This window comes from Teredinibacter waterburyi (assembly GCF_001922985.1).
GTDB classification, from domain to species: domain Bacteria; phylum Pseudomonadota; class Gammaproteobacteria; order Pseudomonadales; family Cellvibrionaceae; genus Teredinibacter; species Teredinibacter waterburyi.
The window spans coordinates 37,676-62,319 of the sequence record NZ_MRUH01000022.1 but is presented as its reverse complement, the minus strand read 5'-3'; the positions used below and the strand labels follow the sequence as shown (position 1 = coordinate 62,319).

The window sequence follows — 24,644 nt, the reverse complement described above, 5'->3', positions numbered from 1 at the left end:
AAAAGTGAATTTTTGTACGCCACCTCACCCCCAACCACCGATCCAGTCAAACGAGACGCCACGACTATGTTGCAATCCCTACCTATAGAGCTGCTTGCGGCAGTCGCGATTTTAACGGGTTTCGCCGGCCTTATCTGGAGTTCTGACCGTTTTGTTGCGGGTAGCGCCTCGATTGCGAACTCGTTTGGTATAAGCCCAATGGTTATTGGGCTTACCATCGTCTCCTTCGGTACATCCGCCCCAGAAGTTATGGTGGCTATCAGCGCCTCCCTAAAAGGAGCCGGCGATCTCGCCGTGGGCAACGCGATTGGCTCTAACATAGCCAACATCGGCCTGGTACTGGGGATAACCGCACTCGTTGCTCGAATTCCCGTACAACACCATATTTTCAAACATGAACTGCCAATCTTGCTAGGGGTTACATTGCTGGCGGGCCTATTTTTGGCCGATGGTACGCTGGATACATACGAAGGCTATGTACTAATCGCCGTGCTAATCCCCGCAGTCGCATTTTTGGTAATCATCAAGCAGAAGACATTAAACCCGAGCGAAGCGGCGGAAGAGGAAGAAATTCCCAACCTCACCACATCCAAAGCGATTTTCTGGTTCCTTATCGGTTTGGTGGCGCTGATTGTAAGCTCAGAAATATTAGTTTGGGGGGCGAAAAGCGCCGCCGAACTCGCAGGTGTAAGCCCGCTCATTATTGGTCTAACCGTTATTGCTGTAGGGACTAGCCTGCCGGAACTGGCCGCTTCGGTCGCCAGCGCCCTAAAAGGTCATCACGATATCGCCCTGGGTAATATACTCGGCTCAAATATGTTTAATTTACTTGCCGTGATGTCGGTTCCCGCGATTATTCACCCGCTGGCACTAGATGCTGCGGTATTCTACCGCGATTACGGCATCATGCTACTCGTTACGTTGCTACTGGGTTTGCTGATTGGCGCCACACTATGGAAAAACCGAACTCGCGCCGCTTCGCCGGAAGTAAAGCCCGAACAAGCCAACCTCAAGACCTCGGGCAACAAACAAGCAGCAATCTTTCGTTTCGCCGGAGCCGTCCTGCTCACAGCCTATATAGGCTATTATGTTGTCTTGTTTTTCACGACTCAGCAGGCGCACTAAAAATAGGTACCATGACAAATACTTTTGACTTTATTCAAGCTGGGCGCCGCACCGTAACGATGGAGCGTGACGCTGTGGCACAGCTGGAACAGCGTATTGGCGACCAGTTTGAAGCGGCCTGCAAGCTGATGCTTAAAAGCGAAGGTCGGGTCATCGTATCGGGCATGGGCAAATCTGGTCACATCGCCAAAAAAATTGCCGCGACCCTTTCCAGCACTGGCACACCAGCAATTTTTGTCCACCCGGGCGAGGCTGGTCACGGCGATCTAGGCATGGTTACCCGCAACGATGTGTTTATTGCGATTTCCAACTCTGGCAGCTCACCGGAACTGCTAACGCTTTTGCCGATGATTAAGCGTCTGGGCATTCCGCTGATAACAATGAGCGGAAAACAGCGCAGCCCACTGCAGGAAGCCGCAGACGTCTGGCTCGACATCAGCGTCGCTAGCGAGGCCTGCCCCCTTGATTTGGCACCAACGTCCAGCACGACTGTAACCTTGGTGCTAGGCGACGCCTTAGCCGTAGCCTTGCTGGAAGCGCGCGGTTTTACCGCCGAAGACTTCGCTTTCTCCCATCCAGGCGGAGCCATCGGACGCAAGCTGCTGTTGCGGGTAAGTGACGTAATGCACAGCGGCGACGCAATTCCTGCCGTAACGCCAAGTACCGCACTACTCGATGCCCTGAGTGAAATCAGCCGCAAAGGCTTTGGTATTACTGGTGTTACAAATGACAACGGCCAACTCATCGGCGCATTTACGGATGGTGACTTGAGACGCTGCCTCGATCGCGACCTCGACGTTAAACATACCTGCATTGCAGAGGTCATGTCGGCAAGGCCACGGACAGCTTCGCCAAACCTGCTCGCTGCTGAGGCGGTAAATTTGATGGAAAAATATAAGATTACCGCGCTGCTAGTCGTCGACGACGATCAGCGACCGGTCGGCATTTTACATATGCACGATATGCTTAAGGCCGGCCTCCTTTAAGTTACGAACCCCCACACCAATAACACCGCGAACCTAGAGTAAAACCGAGATGCACCACTTGACCCTCAATGAGATCCACGCAAAAGCCAAGCAAATAAAGCTTTTATTGCTCGACGTTGACGGCGTGCTAACTGACGGCAAACTCTACTTCAGTAGCGAAGGCTATGAGATGAAAGCCTTCCATACCCTCGACGGCCAAGGGTTGAAGCAGCTTATGAGATCTGGGGTTAACGTCGGAATTATCACTGGACGCAAAAGTGAATTGGTAGCAAAGCGTGCGCAAGATTTGGGAATAACCCGCGTAATTCAAGGCCGCGAAGACAAGTTTATCGCCATGCAGGAACTGCTCGCCAACCACCCTTGTGAATTGAGCGAAATTGCGTTTATGGGAGACGATTACCCCGACCTAACCGTCATGACCAGGGTCGGGCTCGCTTTAACCGTGCAAAATGCTCACCCTGCCGTTATCGAGCTATCCCACTGGCAAAGTAGCCGCATGGGTGGCGAAGGGGCTGTTCGTGAAGCGTGCGACCTTATCATGACCGCACAGGGTAGTTACCAACAAGCACTTGAGAAGTACACGCGCTAATCATGCCAAACAAAAACATCACTACCCTTGCCTTAATCCTTGTCGCCATTTGCGGTATCGTGGTGCTCTGGGACTCGTCGGAAAAAATCCTGCCCGCTGGCAATCCATCGCGCACAGATGCCCCGCTGCACCCCTACGCCCTAGCCGATCACGCCTCAACTCGACACTTTAACGAAGCTGGCGAACTAGAATACGAATTTACCGCTCGCCGCCTAGAACATTACCTTATTGAGCCTCAAGCAGGCGCAGCGTCAGACAACTCTGAAGTCGGGCAAGAATACACCTTAATCAAAGACCCCCAGTTCACGCTCTACCAAAATAACCAACCTTGGCATATCGAAGCGCGAGAGGGACGAATAAACCAAAATCAAGAACAGATCGAGCTTTGGGATAATGTGCGTATCTGGCAAGATCGCTTACCGTTGCCGCAAGCCAGCCTGCCCGCGAACCCGGCAGCGCTAAAGCCGCACCGCTCAGAATTCAGCACCGAAACCTTGACCATCTATCCCGCACAAAAAATCGCCGAGACCGAAGAGCCTGTTACAATACGAACCACTAGCGGCACGATTGAAGCCGTGGGGCTGCACGCAGACTTTAATGCGCGCAAAATACGACTATTAAGCAAGGTCCGCGCCGTGCACGAGTTTGCGGTACCTTCATTGCAATCATTGCAATGATCACAATTAGCCTCAGTGCAAAAATCGATACAATAGCCAACCAACTAATTCAGCGAAGTTTAGCCCGATGATAACTGCCCTTAACAATCACGCTCAAGCCGCCATACAGCGATGCAAGACCGTGTTGCATATCCTTATTATCGCGCTGTTTGCAGACGTGGCTATAGCACTACCTGACGACAAAGATAAACCCCTTAGTATTCAAGCCGACTCGGCCGAACTCGACGATCTAAATGCTACTACCACCTACGCTGGCACAGTGGTTATGGAAAAAGGCAGTATGAGAATTGTTGCCGACAAGGTTGTAATTCACGGCAACAACGACAATTATTCAAAAGTTGTCGCAACCGGAAACCCGGCGCTATTCAGTCAAACACCTCGAGCGGGGCAACAGCCGGTAACCGCTCAGGCCGACCGCCTAGAATACTTTATTGGCAAAGAAACGCTCCATCTCATCGACAACGCCGCACTCAAACAAGAAGGCACCAGCCTGAGTGGCAACCGGATCGAATACGACGTAAAAAAATCAGTGGTGAAAGCTGACAGCAAAGCCGACGGCTCCGCCATAGATCAACGAGTGAAAATGGTCATCCCACCTAAAGCGCTCAACAAAACAACTAAAACCAGCGATGATGCGGCCGCCGAAAATACTCAACCCAGCTCCGCAAACAAGCCGACAAATCAACAGCCTGATGCACTTCAATAAGAGCCCTGTAACAACCCCATGCCGCAATTAAAAGCCGAAAACCTAGCCAAAAGCTACAAGGGACGAAAAGTCGTCATTGATGTCTCGCTTACTGTTGAGGATGGCCAAATCGTCGGTCTGCTCGGCCCCAATGGCGCGGGTAAAACAACCTGCTTCTACATGATTGCCGGCATCGTAAAAGCCGATCGCGGCCGTATTAGTATTGGCGAGCGCGACGTCACTCGGCTCTCAATGCACGAGCGCGCACGCGCGGGATTAGGCTATTTACCTCAAGAAGCGTCGGTATTTCGAAAACTCACGGTTGCCGATAACATCATGGCGATATTGGAAACACGCAAAGAGCTGAATCGCAAACAACGCCAAGATCAGCTAGAAACTCTGTTAAGCGAATTTAATATCCAACATATTCGCGCCAGCATGGGTATGGCGCTGTCTGGCGGCGAGCGCCGCAGAGTGGAGATTGCGCGCGCACTCGCAACCGAGCCGGCATTCGTATTGCTAGACGAACCCTTCGCAGGTGTCGACCCGATTTCGGTAAGCGACATCAAACAAATTGTGCAACATCTGAAAAAGCGCGGTATTGGTGTGCTCATTACCGATCACAATGTGCGCGAGACCCTCGATATTTGCGAAAAAGCCTACATTGTGTCTGAAGGTCACATCATTGCAGAAGGTGCCTCCGTCGACGTACTAAACAACAAAAAAGTGAGAGAAGTGTACCTCGGTCAACACTTTACGCTATAGCGAACCGGAAACCGCTGCAAACAAAGCCAATCGAAACAAACGCCCGCTATCAACCGCGGCTAACAATTTCCGGCCGATTGTGATCGAAATACGCCCTAGCAAGGTGCAAAACTATCGAAATCCATAAAAAATGGGAGTAGTATCTTCGCATCCGCTATCAGACCAGCTACGAGCGCAGCACTTCCCTCCTTGACATTCCTTTAAAGCACGCTACCACTTCCGGCATAATAGTTGCTTTCAAAATAGCTCAAAATCATTGCTTGTCGCCCGCTGCGAGACTAAACTAGAGCAAAACAGGCGTTAGTTAGTCTTGTGCGCTCAGACCTCATCTACCTGCCAGCCTAGCGCTCGGCACTGAGTTGCCACCAGTAAGACCGACCAACGTCGCAATCAACACCAACTTAGAATAAAGCCCAAAACGGCAGCGACTAGCCAATATGAAGCAATCACTCCAGCTAAAACTGGGACAACAACTGACGATGACGCCGCAGCTGCAGCAGGCCATACGCCTGTTACAGCTATCGACTCTGGATCTCCAGGCCGAAATCCAAGAAGCGCTCGACTCCAACCCCATGCTTGACGTCGGCGAGGAAGATTTCGACAGTAGCGCTGCCAGCTCAAGCGGCGAAAATGGCGATCTAAATCACAACGAAGCCAGCGATAGCGCCACCGAATCAGCGCAACAAAGCAAAGCAGAAGCGACAAAAAGCGACTCCAGCACCCAAACGAATGACGACAGTAGCAACACTGCCGAAACGGAATGGAATGAAGACAACATTCCTACAGACCTTGCCGTAGACACCAGCTGGGACGACATATACGACCCAATCCCCACCGGCTCTGGACTATCGCGCCCCGACGGCGAAGACTACGACTATGACTCGCGTCGCGCATCGTCAGAGTCGCTCCAAGATCACCTCTACTGGCAGCTCAACCTCACCCCCATGTCCGCGCTGGACAACGAGATCGCCGAGACGCTTATCGATGCGGTTGAACCGAGCGGTATGCTCAATCAAAATCTCGCCGAAATATTCGAAGGTTTGCAGGCTCACCACGAAGAGCTAGAGCTAGACGAAGTGGTAGCGGTACTGCACCGGCTTCAGCAATTTGATCCGCCCGGCGTATTTAGCCAAGATGTTCGCGAGTGCCTACTCATCCAGTTAAATCAAATTGACAATGGCAATCGCGATGTCGAGAACGCCAAGGAGCTGGTAAAAAACTACCTAGAACTTTTGGGTGGCCGCGACTTTAAGCAATTGATGCGCAAGCTAAAGCTTAAGGAACATGAACTTCAGGCAGCAATTGAAGTTATTCAAAAGCTCAACCCTCGCCCTGGCGAGCATATCGGTGAAAACACTACCGAATATGTCGTTCCCGATGTGTTTGTTAGCAAAATCAATAATCGCTGGATGGTAGAGCTAAACCCCGATATTGCCCCGAAGCTGCGAATTAACAGCGATTACGCCTCACTAGTAAAACGCGCTGATAGCAGTGCAGATAACGTCTTCTTGCGGGACAATCTTCAGGAGGCGCGCTGGTTTTTAAAAAGCCTACAAAGTCGTAACGAGACGCTCTTAAAAGTCTCCACCTGTATCGTCGAAAAACAACAGGGCTTTCTAGAACACGGCCCGGAAGCGATGCGACCTATGGTATTACACGATGTGGCCGAGATTGTAGAAATGCATGAATCCACCATTTCTCGTGTAACCACACAAAAATATATGCATACACCCCAGGGTATTTTCGAGCTGAAATACTTTTTTTCCAGCCATGTTGCCACCGACTCGGGGGGAGAATGCTCCTCCACCGCTATTCGCGCGATTATCCGAAAGTTGGTCGCAGCGGAAAACACTCGCAAACCCCTCAGCGACTCCAAGATCACCGCGCTACTGGCCGAACAAGGTATACAAGTGGCGCGACGAACCATTGCCAAGTATCGAGAATCGCTTAATATTCCACCATCAAATGAGCGTAAGCGACTAGTCTAAGTTCAAGAATGTGAATTAGAGCTTGGCACAGCGCGCAATATTGGTAGAATGCGCGCCTGATTGCAGCAACGCAGTGAACAATGCTATGCAGATCTCATCGATTTTAAGTGCCGACAGAACTAAAGCCAGAGTAGTGGGTGGAAGTAAAAAACGCCTGCTTGAAAATTTGGCTCAAACCTTTGCCGACGCACTTCCCGACGCCGACCCGACCGAACTCTTTCAAAACCTAATCAACCGAGAGCGTCTTGGCTCAACCGGCATAGGCAAAGGTATCGCCATTCCACACTGTCGTTTTGCTACGGGCGGAAAGACACTATGTGCCTGCTTTACCCTAGACGAGCCTGTCGACTTTGACGCAATAGACGGCAAGCCCATCGATCTTATCTTCGCTATGCTGGTGCCTGAAGACGCTGCCGCATCCCACCTAGAAACATTGGCCGAGCTCGCCCAAGCCCTGCAAACCGACACCTTCGTCAAGGCACTTAGAAAAAGCGACAGCGACATGGAATTGTTTCGAGTCGCATCTGGTGTAAACTAGGCCCAGAACGGAAACACTACGCCTAGCAAGTACTGCAAAGGACAGCCAAGCGACTATTGTAAACCGCAGCAAGCAGTGAGTTCGTAGAAGCTCACTAGCAGCGACTAAAGCTTCCCATGCATCGAGTGTTTCCTCCTAGAGCTTGGCCTAGCTAAAGCTAGTCAAGCATGGCTTCGAAACATCTCCCCCAAAGGATTATCCATGCGCTTACTGGTAGTCAGTGGCAGGTCAGGATCGGGCAAATCTTCAGCACTTCACTTGCTTGAAGACGAAGGCTTTACCTGTATCGACAATATTCCCGTTACCCTGCTGCCAGCTTTAGTGGAGCAAATTTTACCCACTGCCAGCCAACAGCAATCCGACTTCGCCATAGGCATTGACGCTCGGAACATCAACTCCAATTTGAACCAGCTGGTCGACTTTATCGACAGCGGCAGCATCCCCCGCGCCAATATTCAAGTTATATTCTTAGACTCTTCTACCGAAGTACTACTAAAACGCTTCAGCGAAACGCGTCGCCGCCACCCTCTCTCAGACGAATCAACCGGCCTGCACGAGGCCATAGCAGAAGAGAGTGAAATACTAGCCCCTGTCGCTAAGATTGCCGACTACACCCTCGATACAACTCAACTCTCCTTGCATGAACTGCGCAGTGCGGTAAAGCGTCTTATTGTTGGCGAGCAGTCGAAAGGGATGGCTATTATGTTTAAATCCTTTGGCTTTAAGTACGGCATTCCAATTGATATGGATTTTGTCTTTGATGTGCGCTGTCTGCCGAACCCCTTCTGGAACCAAGCACTGCGCGAACAAACTGGATTAGATAATGGCGTGACGGAGTTTCTTAGCGCTGAGCAGGATGTTAACGACATGTTTAACGACATTTGCGACTTTTTGCAGAAATGGATACCGAAATTCGAACAGAATAACCGCAGCTATCTAACCGTTGCTATAGGCTGTACCGGCGGCAGGCATCGCTCAGTTTATATGTGCGAGCGACTCGCAAAAGCGCTCAAAAACGACTATAAGAATGTACAGGCTCGCCATCGTCAACTTGGCACTCATTAACCCACCTTGAATTATCAAGGCCCATCAAAATAACAACGCAATGCAACAACGACAGCTAAAAATCATCAATAAACTTGGCCTACACGCGCGGGCTGCAACCAAACTCGCCAGCTTAGCCGGTCGCTTCTCCAGTGATATTCGCGTCGAAGTAAAAGGTAAAGTTACCGATGCCAAAGGTATTATGTCGCTAATGTTGTTAGCCGCCGCCCAAGGTACCGATGTTTGCGTAACTGCTGATGGTGAAGACGAGGTCGCCGCGTTGGACGCCATCGAAACACTTATTAACGATTACTTTGGCGAGGGCGAATAAAGCGCTACTACTTACCGTCACGGCTCCGCTAACCCCGCAGCGAAACGACCTCGCGGTACAAACCTAGTCCAGTAAACAACACCTTCCAACGCGCAAAGCTCACCCAAACCCCACTAGGTTATCTAACGGCGTTGCTAAGAACCGCAGATCGGCTTTACCGAAAAAATACCTAAACGGAGAATCGCCAAAGCTGTGATACCAGCTATAGTCAATATAAAATGATGCCTACTGAACAGCCGGCCATCGACCAAAACAAAAAGAAAAACACTAACAAAAAACGCGAGAGATCAACCTTAGATCCGTCACCACTCCCCTAACTAATGTCGCGCCACAATTCTACAAGCTAGTAATGAGATAGAAGATGACAAAACCGATTAAAGTAATGCTGATTGAAGATAACCTAGCGGATATTGAACTGGTGAAGATCGGTTTAGAGTCAGCGCGGATGCTTGTCGATATGACCGTGATCACCGACGGCAACGAAGCCCTGCACTATTTTACAGAAGGAAAAGCTCCGCCCGATTTAATTCTGCTAGACATCAACCTCCCCAACGTTAGCGGCTTAGAAATACTCAAGCAGCTTCGTAAAAATGACACCTACAAAACCGTACCCGTAATTATTTTGACATCATCGGATGCAGAACAGGATGTTGCTATCGGTTACAGAGAGCATGCCAACAGCTTCATTACCAAACCCGTGGACGTCAATCAGTTCTTAGATGCAATTCGCTCGATTGAGAACTTCTGGTTATCTATAGTCCAACTCCCTACGGGCAAAAAGGAATAGAGCCCGTGAGTTCAACACCGATAAAAGCTTCGGAAACCGAACCGAATAGCGATACCGCTAACGATTCCGGAGCCAAGAAAAACACAACCAATGACCGCGAAATACTCGAACGCTTAAGTTATGGTGTTTCCCACGATCTCGGCGCTTCACTCAGGTCAATGCTGCGTTTTTCGGAACTATTAAAACAGCGCGCCAGCGATCGCCTGGAGGAACGCGAGATCTATTGGCTTTCACTGATGATCGACAGCGGCAAGCGTGCGCAAATCATGCTCGATGCGATGTTAGAATACTCGCGACTGTCAACGCGTATGCCAGCCACCGCCATCGACCTCAACGTGCTAATCGACAACGTTTGGCGCGACTGTTGTGCCCAGTATCAAAACCAGTTTCCCGACACCAAGCAACCAGAATTAAAGATTGTTAACACCCTGCCAAATTTCACTGGCGTCGCAGAACACTGGCACCGATTTTTTTCAAATATCTTACTCAATGCCATCCTGTTTCAGCGTAAAGCCGAAGACGACGGATGCCAAATCACTATTAGTTCTAGTTCAATTGGGAATAACAGCAGTATTTCGATCGAAGACAACGGCATAGGTGTTAGTGAAGAGCAACGCCCCAATTTAGGGCGTCACTTTTGGCGCGGTCACGCAGAGCAAGACTACCCCGGCGTGGGCATGGGTTTGGCACTCTGTGAACGCATCGGCCAATTACATGGCGGTAAAATCAGCTACGAAAACGGAATTGCAAGCGGTCTGAAAGTCGTCTATACCTACGGAACAGACTGACAGCTCGCTAACCCTCGTTATCTAAGAAATCGCATAGATGATAGTAAAGTCGCCGCCCCACTTGCAGTCTTGTACGGCTAAAGGCCAGTTTTTAGTTGTAGAAGACAACCCCGCCGATGCCGAGCTGATACAGGTGATGCTAGAAGGGTCTTATCACAACCTAGCAGACATCACCCTCGCAACCACACTGCAACAAGCAACATCACTGCTAAATGAGCGCAAATTTGACGCCATTCTACTGGATCTGCACCTTCCTGATTCGAGCGGCGCCGCAACGGTTTCAGCGGTATCAAAACTAAACCCAAACACCGCTATCTTGGTGCTTACAGGCACACAAGATGAAAGCATTGCGGTTGAGGCGCTGAGTTCTGGCGCACAGGATTATCTTTCCAAAAACGAGGTTAGCTCCACCAACTTCTCTCGCAGCATCCGCTACGCGCAAGAGCGCAAAGCAATCGAGTTAAAACTTAAAGCTGCACTGGAAGAAACCGCAGACCGCAATCAAAAGCTAGAACAAAGTGCTCACCACGACTTTCTCACAACACTGCCAAACCGCGCCTACTTTGACAGTCAAGCCCGACGAACACTCTTTCGTGCCGCGCGGACTGGTTCGGAAGTCGCCTTGATTTACTTCGATATCAATAAGTTTAAAGAAATCAACGACAGCCTAGGTCATTCGACGGGCGATGAACTGCTGCGCCAAGTAGCTGCGAGAGCTAAGACAGTTGTTCGGAGTTCAGATTTCATCGCACGCCTAGGAGGCGACGAATTTGTCATCATAGCCGACATTACCAACCACAAAAACGAGTGCTACGCCCTAGTTGAACGCGTACTAAGCTGTTTTGCCGAACCGTTTACCGTTAACACACAAGAAATTTTCTCCTCGGCCTCAGTCGGTGTCGCCTTTTACCCAGACGCAGGCACACTAGAAACACTTATCCAGCGCGCCGACTTAGCCATGTATGAAGCTAAAAAAAATGCCGGGAACGTGTGCTTTTTTACTGCCACCATGGAAACCACCTATGCTCGCACAATGAGCATTAAATCTGAACTCAGCAACGCGGTTACTAATCGCGAATTTGGCGCCGAATTTCAAGCTTACTACCCACTAGAGGGCAAAGGTAACCTCTGTGCCGAAGCGCTAGCGCGCTGGACCTCGCCAACGCTGGGAAAGGTCGGTCCAAACGACTTTATCCCTGTAGTAGAACGCAGCCCGGTAAACAACGCGCTTACCCGTAGGATCGTTGCTCAATGTGGCGATCTGTTAGCGCAAGCCGAACAATCAAACCTAAAACTAGATCGCATCAATATCAATGTCAGCGCGAGCCAGTTAATTGACCGCAGCTTTGCTTCCTATCTTTTGCGATGGTTTACAGAAGACGGTATAGACCCGGAGCGCATTTGCATCGAAATAACCGAACGCGAAATGATAAACAATATCGACGCCTGCAAGTCGCATATCAACCTGCTGCGCGATAAGGGAGTTAGCATCGCTCTGGATGACTTCGGCAGCGGCTACTCGTCGATTACCCATTTGCTATCCCTACCGATCGATTCATTAAAACTAGACCAAATGCTCGTAAAAGATGTGCAAACAAACACTCGTCATCAAGCGCTAAATGCAGGTATTGCAGAAATGGCTCACCGCCTGGGTATGCGTGTAATCGCCGAAGGCGTTGAAACGCTCGAAGAATACAACACCATGAAAAATCTCGGTTACGATTACTTCCAAGGTTGGTATTTTTCACGCGCGTCTAGCATCGAAACGTTTTTAAAAGAACACCTCGCCACCAGACAGCAAAGCAACCATCGATCTAATTAACACTCCACCTTAATAACAGCTCACTACTACCGATTACCCACGTACAACGACCTTCTCAACCGTTCCTGCCGATACTTATCTTCACTCGATACGCCAAAGCACGGCCACACCGTTACAGAACTAAACGTTTCGGCGAACCTGTTTAACGTATACAATTTGCTCTCGTTACAACGCCTCACCTCCACATGAACACTACGCCGTAACCCATAGGAACATTTACTCTATGCCGCACCCCTCGGAACAGTTTGAGAGCCAGCCGCACGCCCAATTGGGTAAGTTTCAGGTACTTCTCGAAAGCGGCACATTTCGCGAAGTACGGCGACTATTAAACGGCTTACGTCCGGTCGAAATTGCACGACTCATAGAGTCATCACCGCCACCTTCACGATCACTCTTGTGGGAACTTATCGATAAAGACGTTTCCGGTGAAGTGCTTGAAGAATTGTCATACGACATTCAGAGTCATTTTTTAAAGCGCTTAAACACAAAAGAACTGGTTCGTCTCACCGAAGGGCTGGAATCAGACGACGTCGTAGATATATTGCAACAACTCCCCGAAGCAATTATTCAGGAAGTGTTGCTGGCCATGACCGATCAAGACCGCAGTCGCGTAGAAACCATTCTTTCTTACAGTGAAGATACCGCTGGCGGTCTTACCAACACCGATACGATTACCGTGCGCCCGCGCTTTAGCCTTGACGTGGTGCTGCGTTACCTGCGCCGCCACAGTGATCTTCCACCATCTACCGACAGTTTGATTGTGGTGAACCGCAAAGATGAGTATTTAGGTCTGTTGCCGTTAAGCAGGCTTCTTACCTCCGCGCCAAATGTTACGGTTCGAGAAGTCATGGTCACCGACACAGATCCGATTCGCTGCGACATGTCGGATATTGAAGTGGCAAAACTGTTTGAACAACACGATTGGATTTCTGCGCCGGTGGTGGACAAGCAGGGCAAACTCCTCGGCCGTATTACCATCGATGACGTGGTCGACGTGATTCGCGACCAAGCCGATCACTCGCTAATGAGTATGGCCGGTCTCGACGAAGACGAAGACACCTTCGCGACCGCCGTTAAAACAACCCCGCGCCGCGCCATTTGGTTAGGCGTTAATTTAATTACCGCAATTTTAGCCTCCTCCGTCATTAATATTTTTGAAGGCACAATTGAAAAAGTTGTAGCGCTAGCCGTACTTATGCCGATTGTTGCCAGTATGGGCGGCGTAGCTGGCTCACAGACGCTTACCGTGGTGATTCGCGGCATGGCACTTGGTCACATTGGGCCGAGTAATTTAAGTTGGCTGCTATCCAGAGAGCTGCGTGTAGGAATATTTAACGGGCTACTCTGGGCGCTGATTGTAGGCTTAGTAGTCGCCTGGTGGTTCAACGACTTACAATTGGCAATGATCTTAGGCGCAGCCATGGTGATAAACCTAATCACCGCTTCATTAGCCGGCGCACTGGTGCCAATATTTTTGCGGGCGATGAAGGTAGACCCAGCTCTCGCAGGCGGAGTAACCCTGACAACCGTTACCGATGTCGTCGGCTTTTTCGCCTTCTTGGGTTTAGCGACGTATTTTTACGCGTAATGATTTATGCTCGCCGCCCATCACTTTTTACCAGTAAAACCTGTTACCGAGTAGAACCAAATGAATAATGACAAAGAACAAGAGTACGAATATGACGAGGAGTTTGACGAAAAGAGTAAAACTCGCGTCAAAAAGGAAATGCATGAACTGCGTGTTTTAGGCGAAAAACTGGTGGAATTGAAACCCGCTCAACTGGCAACTATTCCAGTTGATGGCGCCCTGCTAAAAGCGATTCAAGAAGCGCCTAATGTTACCCAGCGCAGTGCGCGTAAGCGTCACTTTCAATTTATCGGCAAGCTTATGCGCGCCGCCGACCACGAGGCCATTAACAGTGCCTATGAAAAGATTTTTGAGGACCAACATAAAACGGTTCGCCAACATCACCTGATCGAAAATTGGCGCGACCAACTAATGGCCGGCGAGAATCAATCGCTAGAGAACTTTATTGAATCCTTCCCCAACTGTGACCGCCAACATCTGCGCCAGCTAATTCGCGGAGCTCAAAAAGAAGCGGAAGACAACGCCAAGCGCACCGAACTCAAACCACCGGTTATTGCACGCAAGCTGTTCAAATATATTCGTGATTGTTTACAGTAAACGAATAGCATTGCAGGGCATAAAACCTATAAACGCCGGTGTTCGGCAATGGGCATATCGCGACGCATTATTTGCTGTGCCTCGCGATCAAACGTCGCTAGCACTAAGGTCTCGCCCAACTGTGCATCCGATCGTGTCGTCGTGCTTTCACTGCCCGCCCTCGATAAGACCCGTCCCCAAGCGTCGACGATCATGCTATCGCCCCAGGTTTTTCGGTTTACTGAATGCTCTCCGCCCTGATTCACTGCAATAAAAAAACTCTGTGTTTCAATTGCCCTCGCACGACACAAAATCTCCCAGTGGGAGCGGCCGGTGGTGTAGGTAAAGGCGGATGGAAGTGCAAAAAAATCGGCGCCTTCAAGAGCTAGATGGCGAAAATATTCGGGAAAGCGCAAGTCGTAGCAAATTGCCAAACCTAATCGCCCCCAAGGGGTTTCGACTAACGCTGGTTCATCCCCATGTTGAAATTGATCCGACTCTCGGTAGCTCTGTCGCGTCGGTGTCTCGCTTGAATGGGCTGTTGTAGCCTTGGCGCTAACGGACGTGCTCGCGGCTGATTCACCCACTTGATCATCGCCGACTTGTTCATTCCCTACTTGTTCATTCCCTACTTGTTCATTCCCTACTTGGCTATGCGCAACACTCACGTCGAACAAATGCATCTTTCGATATACGCCCGCGATCGCGCCCTCGCTATTAAAAACCACGCAGGTTGCATAGGGTTTATTCTGCGCAGACCCAATCTCGTCGCCAGACCTATTCGACCAGCGCAGCTCGTCAACCCTATCGTTAGGCCGCCAATCAAAATAACTGAGCGGCAAACTACCGGCCACGAGCCACAACTGATAGCGTTTGGCCAATGCGGCTAATGCCAGTAACCACTCACATTGTGCTTGCTGGGAGTAGCGTTGAGAGTCGGCAAACACCAGAAAGTTTTCCGCCAGCACCACTAATTCTGCGCCTTTCTGCGCTGCCGTTGCGACTTGCTGTTGAGCGATAGAAAGATTGTGCCGCAACGCGCCCGGCGCTGTAGCCGGCCGGCTGACCATTTGTAAACCAGCGACAAGTAAAGGCGCCGTCATTTTAGCTTCTCGCTGTCATTACCAGCCTCGTCTTGCGACGCCTCAGTAGCGGGTGAAGACTCGGCAGCTTCAGAGTCCCGGCCGCGCTGTAATGATTCGGCTTCTTTACCTTTTCGTTCTGCCGCAGAATCACTAAATACCTTGTGAAACTTAAGCGTGGGATCCTCCCAAGGGCCACCTATTTCATAGGTAACGCTCGACACTTTATCAACTTGGCTTTTGAATATTTTACTAATGAGATACACACCAAGAGCAGCCGGTAATCCCGCCACTAACGCCGCCGCGAATGATAAGTTACCACCCAGTGGTAGCGTCGCCACCAACTCCGCATCAACCTCTTCGCGCAATAGATCTAAGGTGCCTGCCATTTGTATTTTTGAAGATGTAGACTCTACAACTAAAGGCTGTTTTATATAGACCCAACCATCGGCAAACTCAAATCGTCCCGAGACACTTTCAAACGCGAAGCCTTCTTTGGCGAGGTCAGAAAAGTCTAAACGTAAACGTCGCGCTAAGGTGTCAAAGTTAAACAACGCCAACAACCGCAACAAGCCATTTTCATTTTCCGCTGCATCGCGAATAAAACTGCCATCTAACATTTCAAAAACAACGACGCCACGGATAGTCTGCAGGCTAATCTCATCCGGCGCTCCAGCCCAAGATAAATCAGCATCCACCATCGTATCGTCCATTTCTACAACCTTAGGTTGGCCCCAAGCCTGGATCACCTCGCCGCCGTCGAAGGCGCGTAACCGTCCAGTGAAATGGCTGTAATTACCAGCTTCGGTTTGGGTCCAAATAAATTCTGCATACTGCTCTGTATGGTTTGACACTTTTGAATCCGGCTCTCTACGCTCAGCAGGGATAGCCGGCACAGCTGACTCTTTCCGCCCCGCTTTGGCTCGGTCCGTTTTATCTTTTTTGGAGAAGGTTGCGTCACCGATTAAGATCCCATCGAGATTTCCAGAGATGTTTTTACAAATAATTCCGTCGCCTAACAAGCGCAGGTCGAATTTAATATTGCCGAGTTCACGACCCGCGATACTCAATAGCTGCGTTGAGAAATTAACGGCAACTAACTCGGACAAATCTATATCCGCGAGCACACTGTCACTCAGCAGGTTTGTTTCTGGCGAGGACTTTTTGTTGAGATCAGTTTTAGTTATGGCATCTTCGGCGTCTTCAGTTGCGGCAGCGTCAACCTCGGGAATATGCAAATAATCCAAATGCATTTCAATTGGTCGGTCGTCACTATGAATAATGATGTTGCCAGCAATCATTTCACTATCGACACGTAGCCCCCATTGCTCAAAGGTTCCCAAGCCTGTAACCGATACATTATCAGCGTGACTTGAACCCAGTGAAGCTCGGCCAATTTCGATATCTAAACGTATGGGAATATCTTCCTCTGTTGCAGCGGTTTCCGCACGCGCTTCGGCTATTTCGGTAAACGCAAAGTAACGCGCTTTGGCATCATTCCACTCTTCTAAATCGCCGGATGGTACATTACCAAATACATCAAAGTGTCCTTCTGTAAGAGGTTTTAGATCTTTTCCAAAAGCAAGCTGAGCACTGGTGGGAATAGTCTCGCCACTTTTCAAACTGAACTTAACCCAATCATCAAAGCTGATACTGTACTGTTGAAACCCGTTGTGCAGTTGCAAACTCAGGTCTAGTTGACGTACTTGATTAGCCGATTTCGCTAAAGGCTGCGGAAGCTCTGCGGCCACGCCAACCATATTCGATTTTATTTCAATCAACGCATCGTAAGCACGAGTATTAGCGGCAGGAATTGTTAGCACGCCGGCAATACCGGTTTGCCCAGAATAAAAGCCAAGTTCTGGGCGATTAGTCCAACGGTATACATCGGCAACAGTAACCCGCCCGCTAAAATGAATACGGGTATCCAGTTTTTTTACACCTTTCGGCGCGCTTACCCTAGGGCTATCGATCGAAGCTTTTACCGGCTCACCCCAAACTTCTGCGGTTATCGATTCGGCGGTTAAACCCTTATCGGAATCGTAATTTAGCTCGCCGCTAACATTCTCGACCAGTAATCCAATATCACGCATATCGATACGCGCCTGAGTAAAACTGACGTCGATCGCCTGTCGCATTTCGCCCGATTCACTTAAAGGTACCAACAATTCAATCGCCGCCGAAACATCGCCGGCGAAGCCCCAAGAATCAAACGTAGAACCGAACACTTCACGCACCGGACTTTGCTTTAGCAGCTCCATTGCCGCACCAGCATTGCTGTCTAGCTGGCCAGAAATACGCAACGCCGGATCACCACCAGCCACATGGTTCAGCAGCGCAATATTGGCATCGTTCACACGGTTACCAAGTAACGAGGCCTGATCAATGTGGACATCTAGATTATCGTTATCAAGCTTGATATAGCCGCTCAAATTTTCGAGCCTTGGCCAGTTGGGATCAAACGATAGGTCACCATTTTCAATCTTCGCAAAAAGCTGAATGCTGGGGGTAACCTCGGGTTTTTTTAGCAGAGAACCGTGATAAATAAAGCTCAAATCGCTAGCGGTTCCTGCGCGAATACTAGTACTTAGCCAAGAATACAAAGGTGCCGGAATTAACTTTGGTACGAACGAGGTGTGTGCGGTAACGGGTATAGACTCAGCGCCAACCGCCAAGGTCATGACGGGCTCGCCGGCGGCGCGATCAAAGGGTAACGTAAGCGCTAGATTAGCGTGGGCGTCGCCGTATTCGGTAGTTGCCTCAATCAACCCAGTCGTAACATACACGCGCCGAAGTTTCGGATCTATTTGCCAGCGAACTTGGGCGTCTAAGTGATTAAACACAATGGGTTGATCGTAAATCTTGGCCAAATCGAGTTCAGCGTGATCACTGACGAAAACATTGCCCGTGCCGCCCCACAGGCTTGCCTCGATATCGGCATCAATTCCCGACGCTGCGGGCGCTTCATGAAACGCTTTTACGCTACCTGCCTCTAGGTGGGAACGCAGTTTAAAATAGCCCTCCTCTTTGCTGGTCAAACTCACGTTGATATTTGTGAGCGTTCCCTTTGGCGAGAGCGTGTCGACGATGTTACCCGCAAAGCTCTGATGCAAGCCGATATTGCGCGCCAAGCTAACCCAACTTTCGATATCCAAGTCACTTAATCGAAAGCCGGATGCGCGCGCAAAGCCTCCGTAGTAATTGACGTCTATAGCCGGAGAACGGAATTCAGGCCAGGTTAACTGCATTTTTTGCAAGTTGACATCCCAGCCCGACAGCCCGCTCCAGCCGCCACTAATAATCGTGGTCAAACCCGTTGGCAGCTGAATGTGATCAGGGACTTTTAACGGTAAACCATCAGCTTGTAGCACACCTGTAATATCGATGCCCTTATAGCTAGTGCCCTCGTACCAAAGCTGTAAATTTAACCTGTGACCTTCTCGCCACTCCTGCTCTTCGTCGCCCTCCCAAAAGTTTCCCGCAAAGGCTGCCAAGGCTTTTTCCATCGGAAAGTTACGTACAGAAAGATAACCTTTTGAATTAAAGTTCTCGTCATCGCGTGGGTCGCCGGTGCCCTCTACCACTAAGGTGACAAATTCAGGCTCACCATCAACAGAGGCGGATGCCCTCACGCGGTGAAAGTCTCGGTCGTTTTCCAGCACGATGGTGGGCACGGAGACTTGTGAATCTTGCCCAGTACGAAACAGCAAGTGCAGCTGAGCATTAGTGATTTCTACCCGCCGACCAAACAGAAAAATATCGAGCGGGTCATCAATTTTGAAGCTTTTTGACGACGCTTTCATTGGCGGCATGCCGCGCACTCGCCAACGGCCCTGCTCGGTTTGCTCTAGGGTTGTTGCTAAATCTTGGAAGCCCAGACGATGCCATGCCAACTGCCAGCGCATTAAAGAGTCGATTAAACTCAATTCAGCGACGACATTTTCGGCGGTAAAGATAAGTTGTTGATCCAGGCTGGACGCCTCAACCTGACTTAAGGTAATGCTCGGACGCAATCCAGACCAGGAAGCCGACAGCTCCCCCAAATGAAGGTTAATTCCCAGTTGGCGTCCGATGGTAGCGGCGATATCGTCACGATAATCGTTGAGCAACGGGAATGCCTCACGCCCTATTTGCACCAACACCGCTAGCGCAATAATAAGCGTGAATACCGTCCCCCAGAAGCGCTTGGAGACCTGTTTCAAAGCTGCTCTCGAAAAACGTAGCACCTAACCTATTGTCCTTTCATTTTTTTCCGCTTTGCGATGGTTATACTCAGCGTCGACTATTCAAATACCGTCGCCGGGTCGACGAGATGAGCCCCAGCCGCGACAAATCACACCAAGATAATATCGTACTGCTCTTGGTTGTAGAGTGTTTCAACCTGAAACTGTATTGGCCGACCGATAAAGGCTTCCAAATCTGCAACACTATCGGATTCTTGATCGAGTATATGATCAATTACCGCCTGCGATACCAACACTAAAAAGCGTTCATTCTCGTAGGTTCGAGCTTCGCGTAATATTTCGCGGAAAATCTCGTAACATATGGTAACAGCAGACTTCAGTTTGCCGCGGCCGTCACACACAGGGCAGGTATCGCACAGCACTTGACCGAGAGACTCGCGCGTGCGCTTACGAGTCATCTCCACCAAACCTAATTCGGACACGCCGGTAATACTGGTTTTAGAGCGATCTTTTTCTAAACACTTTTCGAGTGTGCGCAACACTTGGCGCTGATGCTCTGCATCTTTCATATCGATGAAATCGATAATGATAATACCGCCTAGATTACGCAGCCGCAGCTGGCGAGCGATAGCTGCAGCCGCCTCTAGGTTGGTTTTAAAAATGGTTTCTTCTAAATTGCGATGACCAACAAATGCGCCGGTGTTTACATCGATGGTGTTCATCGCTTCGGTTTGTTCAACAATCAGATAACCGCCAGACTTCAAAACAACTTTTTTATCCAGGGCTTTTTGAATTTCATCCTCAACCCCATAGAGATCGAAGAGTGGCCGCTCGCCTGGATAGTGTTCAATCCGGCCGCCAATTTCTGGGGCATAGTGCTCAGCAAACTTTTCCATACGCGCAAAGGATTCTCTCGAATCAATTCTTACTCGCTCGATATTCGGGCGCATCAAATCGCGGATGGTACGCATGTACAAGGGCAAATCTTCGTAGATAATGTCCGGCGCTTTAGCGGCCTTAATTGTGTCGGCCAAATCGTGCCAGAGCCGAAAAACAAATGGGATGTCTGCGCGCATTTCTTCTTCTGTGGCACCTTCGGCTACTGTGCGCACAATGAACCCGCCACCCTTGTATTGCTCGCTGTGCTCCGCCGCTAACTTTTCGACAATCGCTTTCAAGCGCGCGCGCTCATCTTCATCTTCGATTCGGTTTGAAATGCCAATATGCTCGCTGTTTGGCATGTAAACCAAATAGCGCGCCGACACGGAAAGGTGTGTGGTCAGGCGTGCGCCCTTGCTACTAATAGGGTCTTTAGTTACCTGCACCAGTATTTCTTGCCCCTCGCGTAGATACTGGCGAATGTCGGCGTCGCTACTCGCAGTACCCATGCGCAATTCGCCATCGTCTTCGCGCATTGCAGCAATATCACCAACATGAATAAATCCAGCGCGCTCCTGGCCAATATCGACGAATCCAGCCTGCATCCCAGGCAATACCCGCACAACCTTGCCTTTATAAATATTGCCAACAAACCCTTTATTGCGTGCACGCTCTACATACACTTCTTGCAACACACCATTTTCGACCAGTGCGGCTCGTGTTTCTGTCGGGCCAAAATTAACTAAAATTTCTTCACTCATAGGTTTGAAAACCAATATTAAGTAAGTGTTTAATTACTGTTGATTAAGTATGGTTTAGTTTCTCTGCCACATGGGCACGTTAAACCGATTTAACAACAACTGCGTCTCATAAAGCGGTAAGCCCACCACACCGGTATAGCTACCACTCATCTTCTTGACGAAAACAGCGCCAAGGCCCTGAATAGCGTAGCCTCCCGCCTTGTCTGCCGGCTCGCCCGACTCCCAATAGGACTCGGCCTCGGCAACCGAAATCCCGCGAAACTCAACCTCAGTAAGGCTATATAGAGTTTCGCTGCGCTCGGTATTTGCAACACAAACCGCCGTAATCACTTGGTGGCCACGACCCGACAATTGCTGCAGCATAGCAACGGCGTGTTCGCGACTTTGAGGTTTTTCAAGAAGTAAATCGTCGCACACCACAACAGTATCGGAGCCCAGTACGGGAATGTTACCTGCCGTTTGCACTACACCTGCAGCCGCCTTGTCTGCCGCCAAACGGCACACATAGGCCAAGGGCAACTCGCTAGGAGCAGCGCACTCTTCAACATCGATAGAGACCACTTTATATGAGACGCCGATCTGATCTAACAGTTCACGTCGCCGCGGTGACTGAGAGGCAAGATAGAGGGACACAGACGCTGACACGGGATGCACATCCTGTTGCTGGTAGTTTGAGTCTAGGCTCAAAAATTAGGGGGAAAAGCACGCACTTACTACAATCAATAAAGAATGTGCGCTTCAGAAGGGAGAGTTTATCATTTAATGAAAGATATGGACGACACGAATCTGCCGCATAACCAGTATTAGCAAGGGCCAAAACAGTGCGGTCACCACGGCTGGCATCAATAGCGAGTAAACCTGAGCGTGGTACCCGGCCATACTCTGCACCCAATTAGCGATAACCTGATGCATACCGAGAAAGACAAAAATCCACATCGACTGATGCCAGACAGAATAGCTACGCATGCGCTGGTAAGACACCTGACAGACATAGGCCACCAGCATTAAGGCTAGTGCATGTGCCCCCCAAACCGTATTTTCGGCGACATCTTGAACCAGCCCAATACACCAGCCAAACAGCATTCCGAAGTGCTGAGGAGAATCCATAATCCAGTAGATCATCAACAGGCACAATAATTCTGGGCGCACCAAGGCAAAAGCGGGTGGCAAAGGATAAACGCAAAAAATCAAAGCCAGCAATAAACTGGCAAAAATAAGTACCATCACACGCCGACGGGAAGACATTTATGGCTCTTCCGCTGGCGGTTGATCAAACACTAACAGCACATGGCGGCTGCGATTAAGCTCAGCCATGGGCCGTGCCGTCACCTGCGCAAAAGGCTTGGCAGGGTCGGCTATAACTTCAGTAACCTCTGCAACGGGGTAGCCAACCGGAAAACGCTGACCGAGACCGCTACTGACCAATAAGTCGCCCACCTGAATATCAACCGTGTTAGGGGCGTGCCGCACCGCCAACTTATAGAGATCGCCAATACCCTCAACGATTAGTCGCACGCCATTCCGATTCACTTGCACCGGTAAGGCATGACTGGTATCCGAGATAAGCAGTGCCTGGCTGGCGTGTACACCCACGTGCACGATTTGCCCCATCAAACCGGTTGCATCCAACATCGCTTGGCCGACGTAAACGCCATCCGCGCTGCCTTTATTGAGAATGACCTTGTGTATTTCAGGGTCGGGCGCAATACCGATCAACTCGGCAATGATGACACGATCTTCGAGGGTATCGGCAGAGTTTAAAAGTTGCCGCAGTCGCACATTTTCGGCTTTTAGAGAGGCAAGTTGTTGTAGTTTGCGTTTGTGGACAAGCAACTCGGTGCGCAGAGCTTCGTTCTCTTGAGCAAGCTTTGCACGAGGCATACTGCGGTTATCGGCCCACTCGCTAGCTCGCCCAGGCAAGTCCGACACCCAGTAGAGCGGAGCATAGATATCGGTGGCACGATTTTTAAGGTCGTCGAACCAGTCCGTATAGGTATAGATCGCCGCTATGGCAAGCGACAACACCGTCAGCAGCGTCATCCGAGTAGCCAGCGATGGGCCTTGTGAAAATAACGGCTTTATGGGACCTCCCCTGTACCAGAACGACTAAGACGACATATTCTACAATATCGTTCTTGCGCGGCGGCAATCTAACAGAAAGAACAATTACAAGCCGAGCAGACTACAGGCTATTGACTAGAGACTTTCATCGGAAAACGACAACTAAAGAGCTAAAATTACGAGGCTATGTAAGCAACACGCTATTGACGACGCCCCTCAACCAAACAGTATTACTGAAGTAAGAAAGACTAATAAAGCAAATCGATATTGCGCTGATCCATTAGCTCCATAGCGCGACCACCACCACGCGCCACGCACGTCAAAGGGTCTTCAGCAACCAGAACCGGTAAGCCAGTCTCTTCGGTTAACAGGCGATCCAAATCGCGTAGTAGCGCGCCGCCGCCGGTTAGAACAATACCGCTTTCGGCGATGTCGGAAGCCAATTCTGGCGGCGCTAATTCCAACGCACTCTTAATCGATTGGACTATGCCAGACAGCGGCTCTTGGAGCGCTTCGAGCACCTCGTCACTGTTCAAGGTGAAGCTTTTCGGTACACCTTCGGCTAAATTGCGGCCGCGTACGTCAATTTCCAGCAGCTCGCTACCGGCGTAGGCGCAGCCGATCTCTTTCTTTATGCGCTCAGCGGTAGCATCACCGATCACGCTGCCGTATTTACGGCGGACAAAATTAACAATCGCCTCATCAAAACGGTCGCCACCGATACGGACAGAGTCAGATAGAACAACACCGTTGAGGGAGATAATCGCAATTTCAGTAGTACCGCCGCCAATATCAACCACCATAGAGCCGGTGGCATCATCGACATTTAACCCGGCACCAATGGCTGCAGCCATTGGCTCTTCAATTAATCGCACCTCGCGAGCACCAGCGCCAAGTGCAGACTCGCGAATGGCTCGTTTCTCCACCTCGGTGGACAAACACGGCACACATATCAACACCCGTGGACTAGGCTGAAACCAGCTATTTTCATGTACCTTGCGAATAAAGTGTTGCAACATTTTTTCAGTGACCTGAAAGTCAGCAATTACACCATCTTTTAGTGGGCGAATTGCCGTAATATTGCCTGGCGTGCGCCCGAGCATACGCTTGGCGGCCATACCTACAGCCTCGACCGATTTCTGACCATTGTGGTTTCGAATCGCAACTACCGAAGGCTCATCGAGAACGATACCGCGATCACGAACATAAATAAGGGTATTGGCGGTGCCGAGATCGATCGAAAGATCGTTTGAAAAAATACCGCGGAGGCGTTTTAACATAGAACAAAACCTGTGTTTCTCTATTTAAAAGAGGCAGTTTAGACTGCGCTTACATAAATGAAGGGCACTCTAACAACGCCGGGGATTTTGAGCAAGGCGCAAATATGG

The 24,644-nt window shown here is 50.0% G+C and carries 22 protein-coding genes; 15 read left to right on the top strand and 7 right to left on the bottom strand.

What is annotated here, in order from left to right; translation table 11 throughout:
• Positions 1 to 66 precede the first annotated feature (66 nt).
• The 15 genes from IDZ20_RS03205 to yjgA all read left to right on the top strand — a co-directional run bounded on the left by IDZ20_RS03205 (position 67) and on the right by yjgA (position 14,310).
• Positions 67 to 1,125, top strand: coding sequence for a calcium/sodium antiporter (locus IDZ20_RS03205; protein ID WP_188149990.1), 1,059 nt, complete (start codon positions 67 to 69; stop codon positions 1,123 to 1,125).
• An 11-nt stretch (positions 1,126 to 1,136) separates the two neighbouring features.
• Positions 1,137 to 2,111, top strand: coding sequence for a KpsF/GutQ family sugar-phosphate isomerase (locus tag IDZ20_RS03200; RefSeq protein ID WP_188149989.1), 975 nt, complete (start codon positions 1,137 to 1,139; stop codon positions 2,109 to 2,111).
• A gap of 49 nt (positions 2,112 to 2,160) precedes the next feature.
• A complete protein-coding gene (locus tag IDZ20_RS03195) occupies positions 2,161 to 2,700 on the top strand; it encodes a KdsC family phosphatase (RefSeq protein WP_188149988.1) in 540 nt (179 codons plus the stop codon).
• Between the two features lie 2 nt (positions 2,701 to 2,702).
• Positions 2,703 to 3,377 carry an LPS export ABC transporter periplasmic protein LptC gene (gene lptC, locus IDZ20_RS03190; protein ID WP_188149987.1) on the top strand — a complete coding sequence of 225 codons (675 nt, stop codon included), beginning with the start codon at positions 2,703 to 2,705 and terminating at the stop codon, positions 3,375 to 3,377.
• Positions 3,378 to 3,444: 67 nt separating this feature from the next.
• The gene (gene lptA / locus IDZ20_RS03185; protein WP_188149986.1) at positions 3,445 to 4,083 is read left to right on the top strand and encodes a lipopolysaccharide transport periplasmic protein LptA; all 639 of its coding nucleotides are present in this window, start codon (positions 3,445 to 3,447) and stop codon (positions 4,081 to 4,083) included.
• An 18-nt stretch (positions 4,084 to 4,101) separates the two neighbouring features.
• Positions 4,102 to 4,827: an LPS export ABC transporter ATP-binding protein gene (lptB, locus tag IDZ20_RS03180; RefSeq protein ID WP_188149985.1), complete on the top strand. Its 726-nt coding sequence runs from the start codon at positions 4,102 to 4,104 to the stop codon at positions 4,825 to 4,827.
• Between the two features lie 437 nt (positions 4,828 to 5,264).
• Entirely contained in the window at positions 5,265 to 6,815 is a 1,551-nt protein-coding gene (locus tag IDZ20_RS03175; RefSeq protein WP_188149984.1) for an RNA polymerase factor sigma-54, read from the top strand.
• Positions 6,816 to 6,900: 85 nt separating this feature from the next.
• Entirely contained in the window at positions 6,901 to 7,353 is a 453-nt protein-coding gene (gene ptsN / locus IDZ20_RS03170; RefSeq protein ID WP_188149983.1) for a PTS IIA-like nitrogen regulatory protein PtsN, read from the top strand.
• Positions 7,354 to 7,554: 201 nt separating this feature from the next.
• Positions 7,555 to 8,418, top strand: coding sequence for an RNase adapter RapZ (rapZ, locus tag IDZ20_RS03165; protein WP_188149982.1), 864 nt, complete (start codon positions 7,555 to 7,557; stop codon positions 8,416 to 8,418).
• Positions 8,419 to 8,458: 40 nt separating this feature from the next.
• Complete coding sequence (locus IDZ20_RS03160) at positions 8,459 to 8,728, top strand: HPr family phosphocarrier protein (RefSeq protein ID WP_188149981.1); 270 nt, start codon at positions 8,459 to 8,461, stop codon at positions 8,726 to 8,728.
• 361 nt (positions 8,729 to 9,089) lie between these two features.
• Complete coding sequence (locus IDZ20_RS03155) at positions 9,090 to 9,515, top strand: response regulator (protein ID WP_188149980.1); 426 nt, start codon at positions 9,090 to 9,092, stop codon at positions 9,513 to 9,515.
• A 5-nt stretch (positions 9,516 to 9,520) separates the two neighbouring features.
• On the top strand, positions 9,521 to 10,303 hold the full coding sequence (locus IDZ20_RS03150) for a sensor histidine kinase (protein WP_188149979.1): 783 nt from the start codon (positions 9,521 to 9,523) through the stop codon (positions 10,301 to 10,303).
• A 37-nt stretch (positions 10,304 to 10,340) separates the two neighbouring features.
• Positions 10,341 to 12,125, top strand: a complete 1,785-nt coding sequence (locus IDZ20_RS03145) for a putative bifunctional diguanylate cyclase/phosphodiesterase (RefSeq protein ID WP_188149978.1) — start codon at positions 10,341 to 10,343, stop codon at positions 12,123 to 12,125.
• 223 nt (positions 12,126 to 12,348) lie between these two features.
• The gene (gene mgtE, locus IDZ20_RS03140; RefSeq protein WP_188149977.1) at positions 12,349 to 13,713 is read left to right on the top strand and encodes a magnesium transporter; all 1,365 of its coding nucleotides are present in this window, start codon (positions 12,349 to 12,351) and stop codon (positions 13,711 to 13,713) included.
• 60 nt (positions 13,714 to 13,773) lie between these two features.
• Entirely contained in the window at positions 13,774 to 14,310 is a 537-nt protein-coding gene (gene yjgA, locus IDZ20_RS03135; protein WP_188149976.1) for a ribosome biogenesis factor YjgA, read from the top strand.
• Positions 14,311 to 14,336: 26 nt separating this feature from the next.
• Here yjgA and IDZ20_RS03130 read toward each other — a convergent pair whose 3' ends face one another.
• The 7 genes from IDZ20_RS03130 to IDZ20_RS03100 all read right to left on the bottom strand — a co-directional run bounded on the left by IDZ20_RS03130 (position 14,337) and on the right by IDZ20_RS03100 (position 24,536).
• Positions 14,337 to 15,392: a nitrilase-related carbon-nitrogen hydrolase gene (locus tag IDZ20_RS03130; RefSeq protein WP_188149975.1), complete on the bottom strand. Its 1,056-nt coding sequence runs from the start codon at positions 15,390 to 15,392 to the stop codon at positions 14,337 to 14,339.
• A complete protein-coding gene (locus IDZ20_RS03125) occupies positions 15,389 to 19,573 on the bottom strand; it encodes a YhdP family phospholipid transporter (RefSeq protein ID WP_188149974.1) in 4,185 nt (1,394 codons plus the stop codon). The genes IDZ20_RS03130 and IDZ20_RS03125 overlap by 4 nt, the downstream gene beginning before the upstream one ends.
• Positions 19,574 to 19,704: 131 nt before the next feature.
• Complete coding sequence (rng, locus tag IDZ20_RS03120; RefSeq protein ID WP_188149973.1) at positions 19,705 to 21,195, bottom strand: ribonuclease G; 1,491 nt, start codon at positions 21,193 to 21,195, stop codon at positions 19,705 to 19,707.
• 54 nt (positions 21,196 to 21,249) lie between these two features.
• Positions 21,250 to 21,840, bottom strand: a complete 591-nt coding sequence (locus IDZ20_RS03115; protein WP_188149972.1) for a Maf family protein — start codon at positions 21,838 to 21,840, stop codon at positions 21,250 to 21,252.
• Positions 21,841 to 21,954: 114 nt separating this feature from the next.
• Entirely contained in the window at positions 21,955 to 22,440 is a 486-nt protein-coding gene (gene mreD, locus IDZ20_RS03110; protein ID WP_188149971.1) for a rod shape-determining protein MreD, read from the bottom strand.
• Positions 22,441 to 23,277, bottom strand: coding sequence for a rod shape-determining protein MreC (mreC, locus tag IDZ20_RS03105; protein WP_281250541.1), 837 nt, complete (start codon positions 23,275 to 23,277; stop codon positions 22,441 to 22,443).
• Between the two features lie 227 nt (positions 23,278 to 23,504).
• Positions 23,505 to 24,536 carry a rod shape-determining protein gene (locus tag IDZ20_RS03100; protein ID WP_188149969.1) on the bottom strand — a complete coding sequence of 344 codons (1,032 nt, stop codon included), beginning with the start codon at positions 24,534 to 24,536 and terminating at the stop codon, positions 23,505 to 23,507.
• Positions 24,537 to 24,644 lie beyond the last annotated feature (108 nt).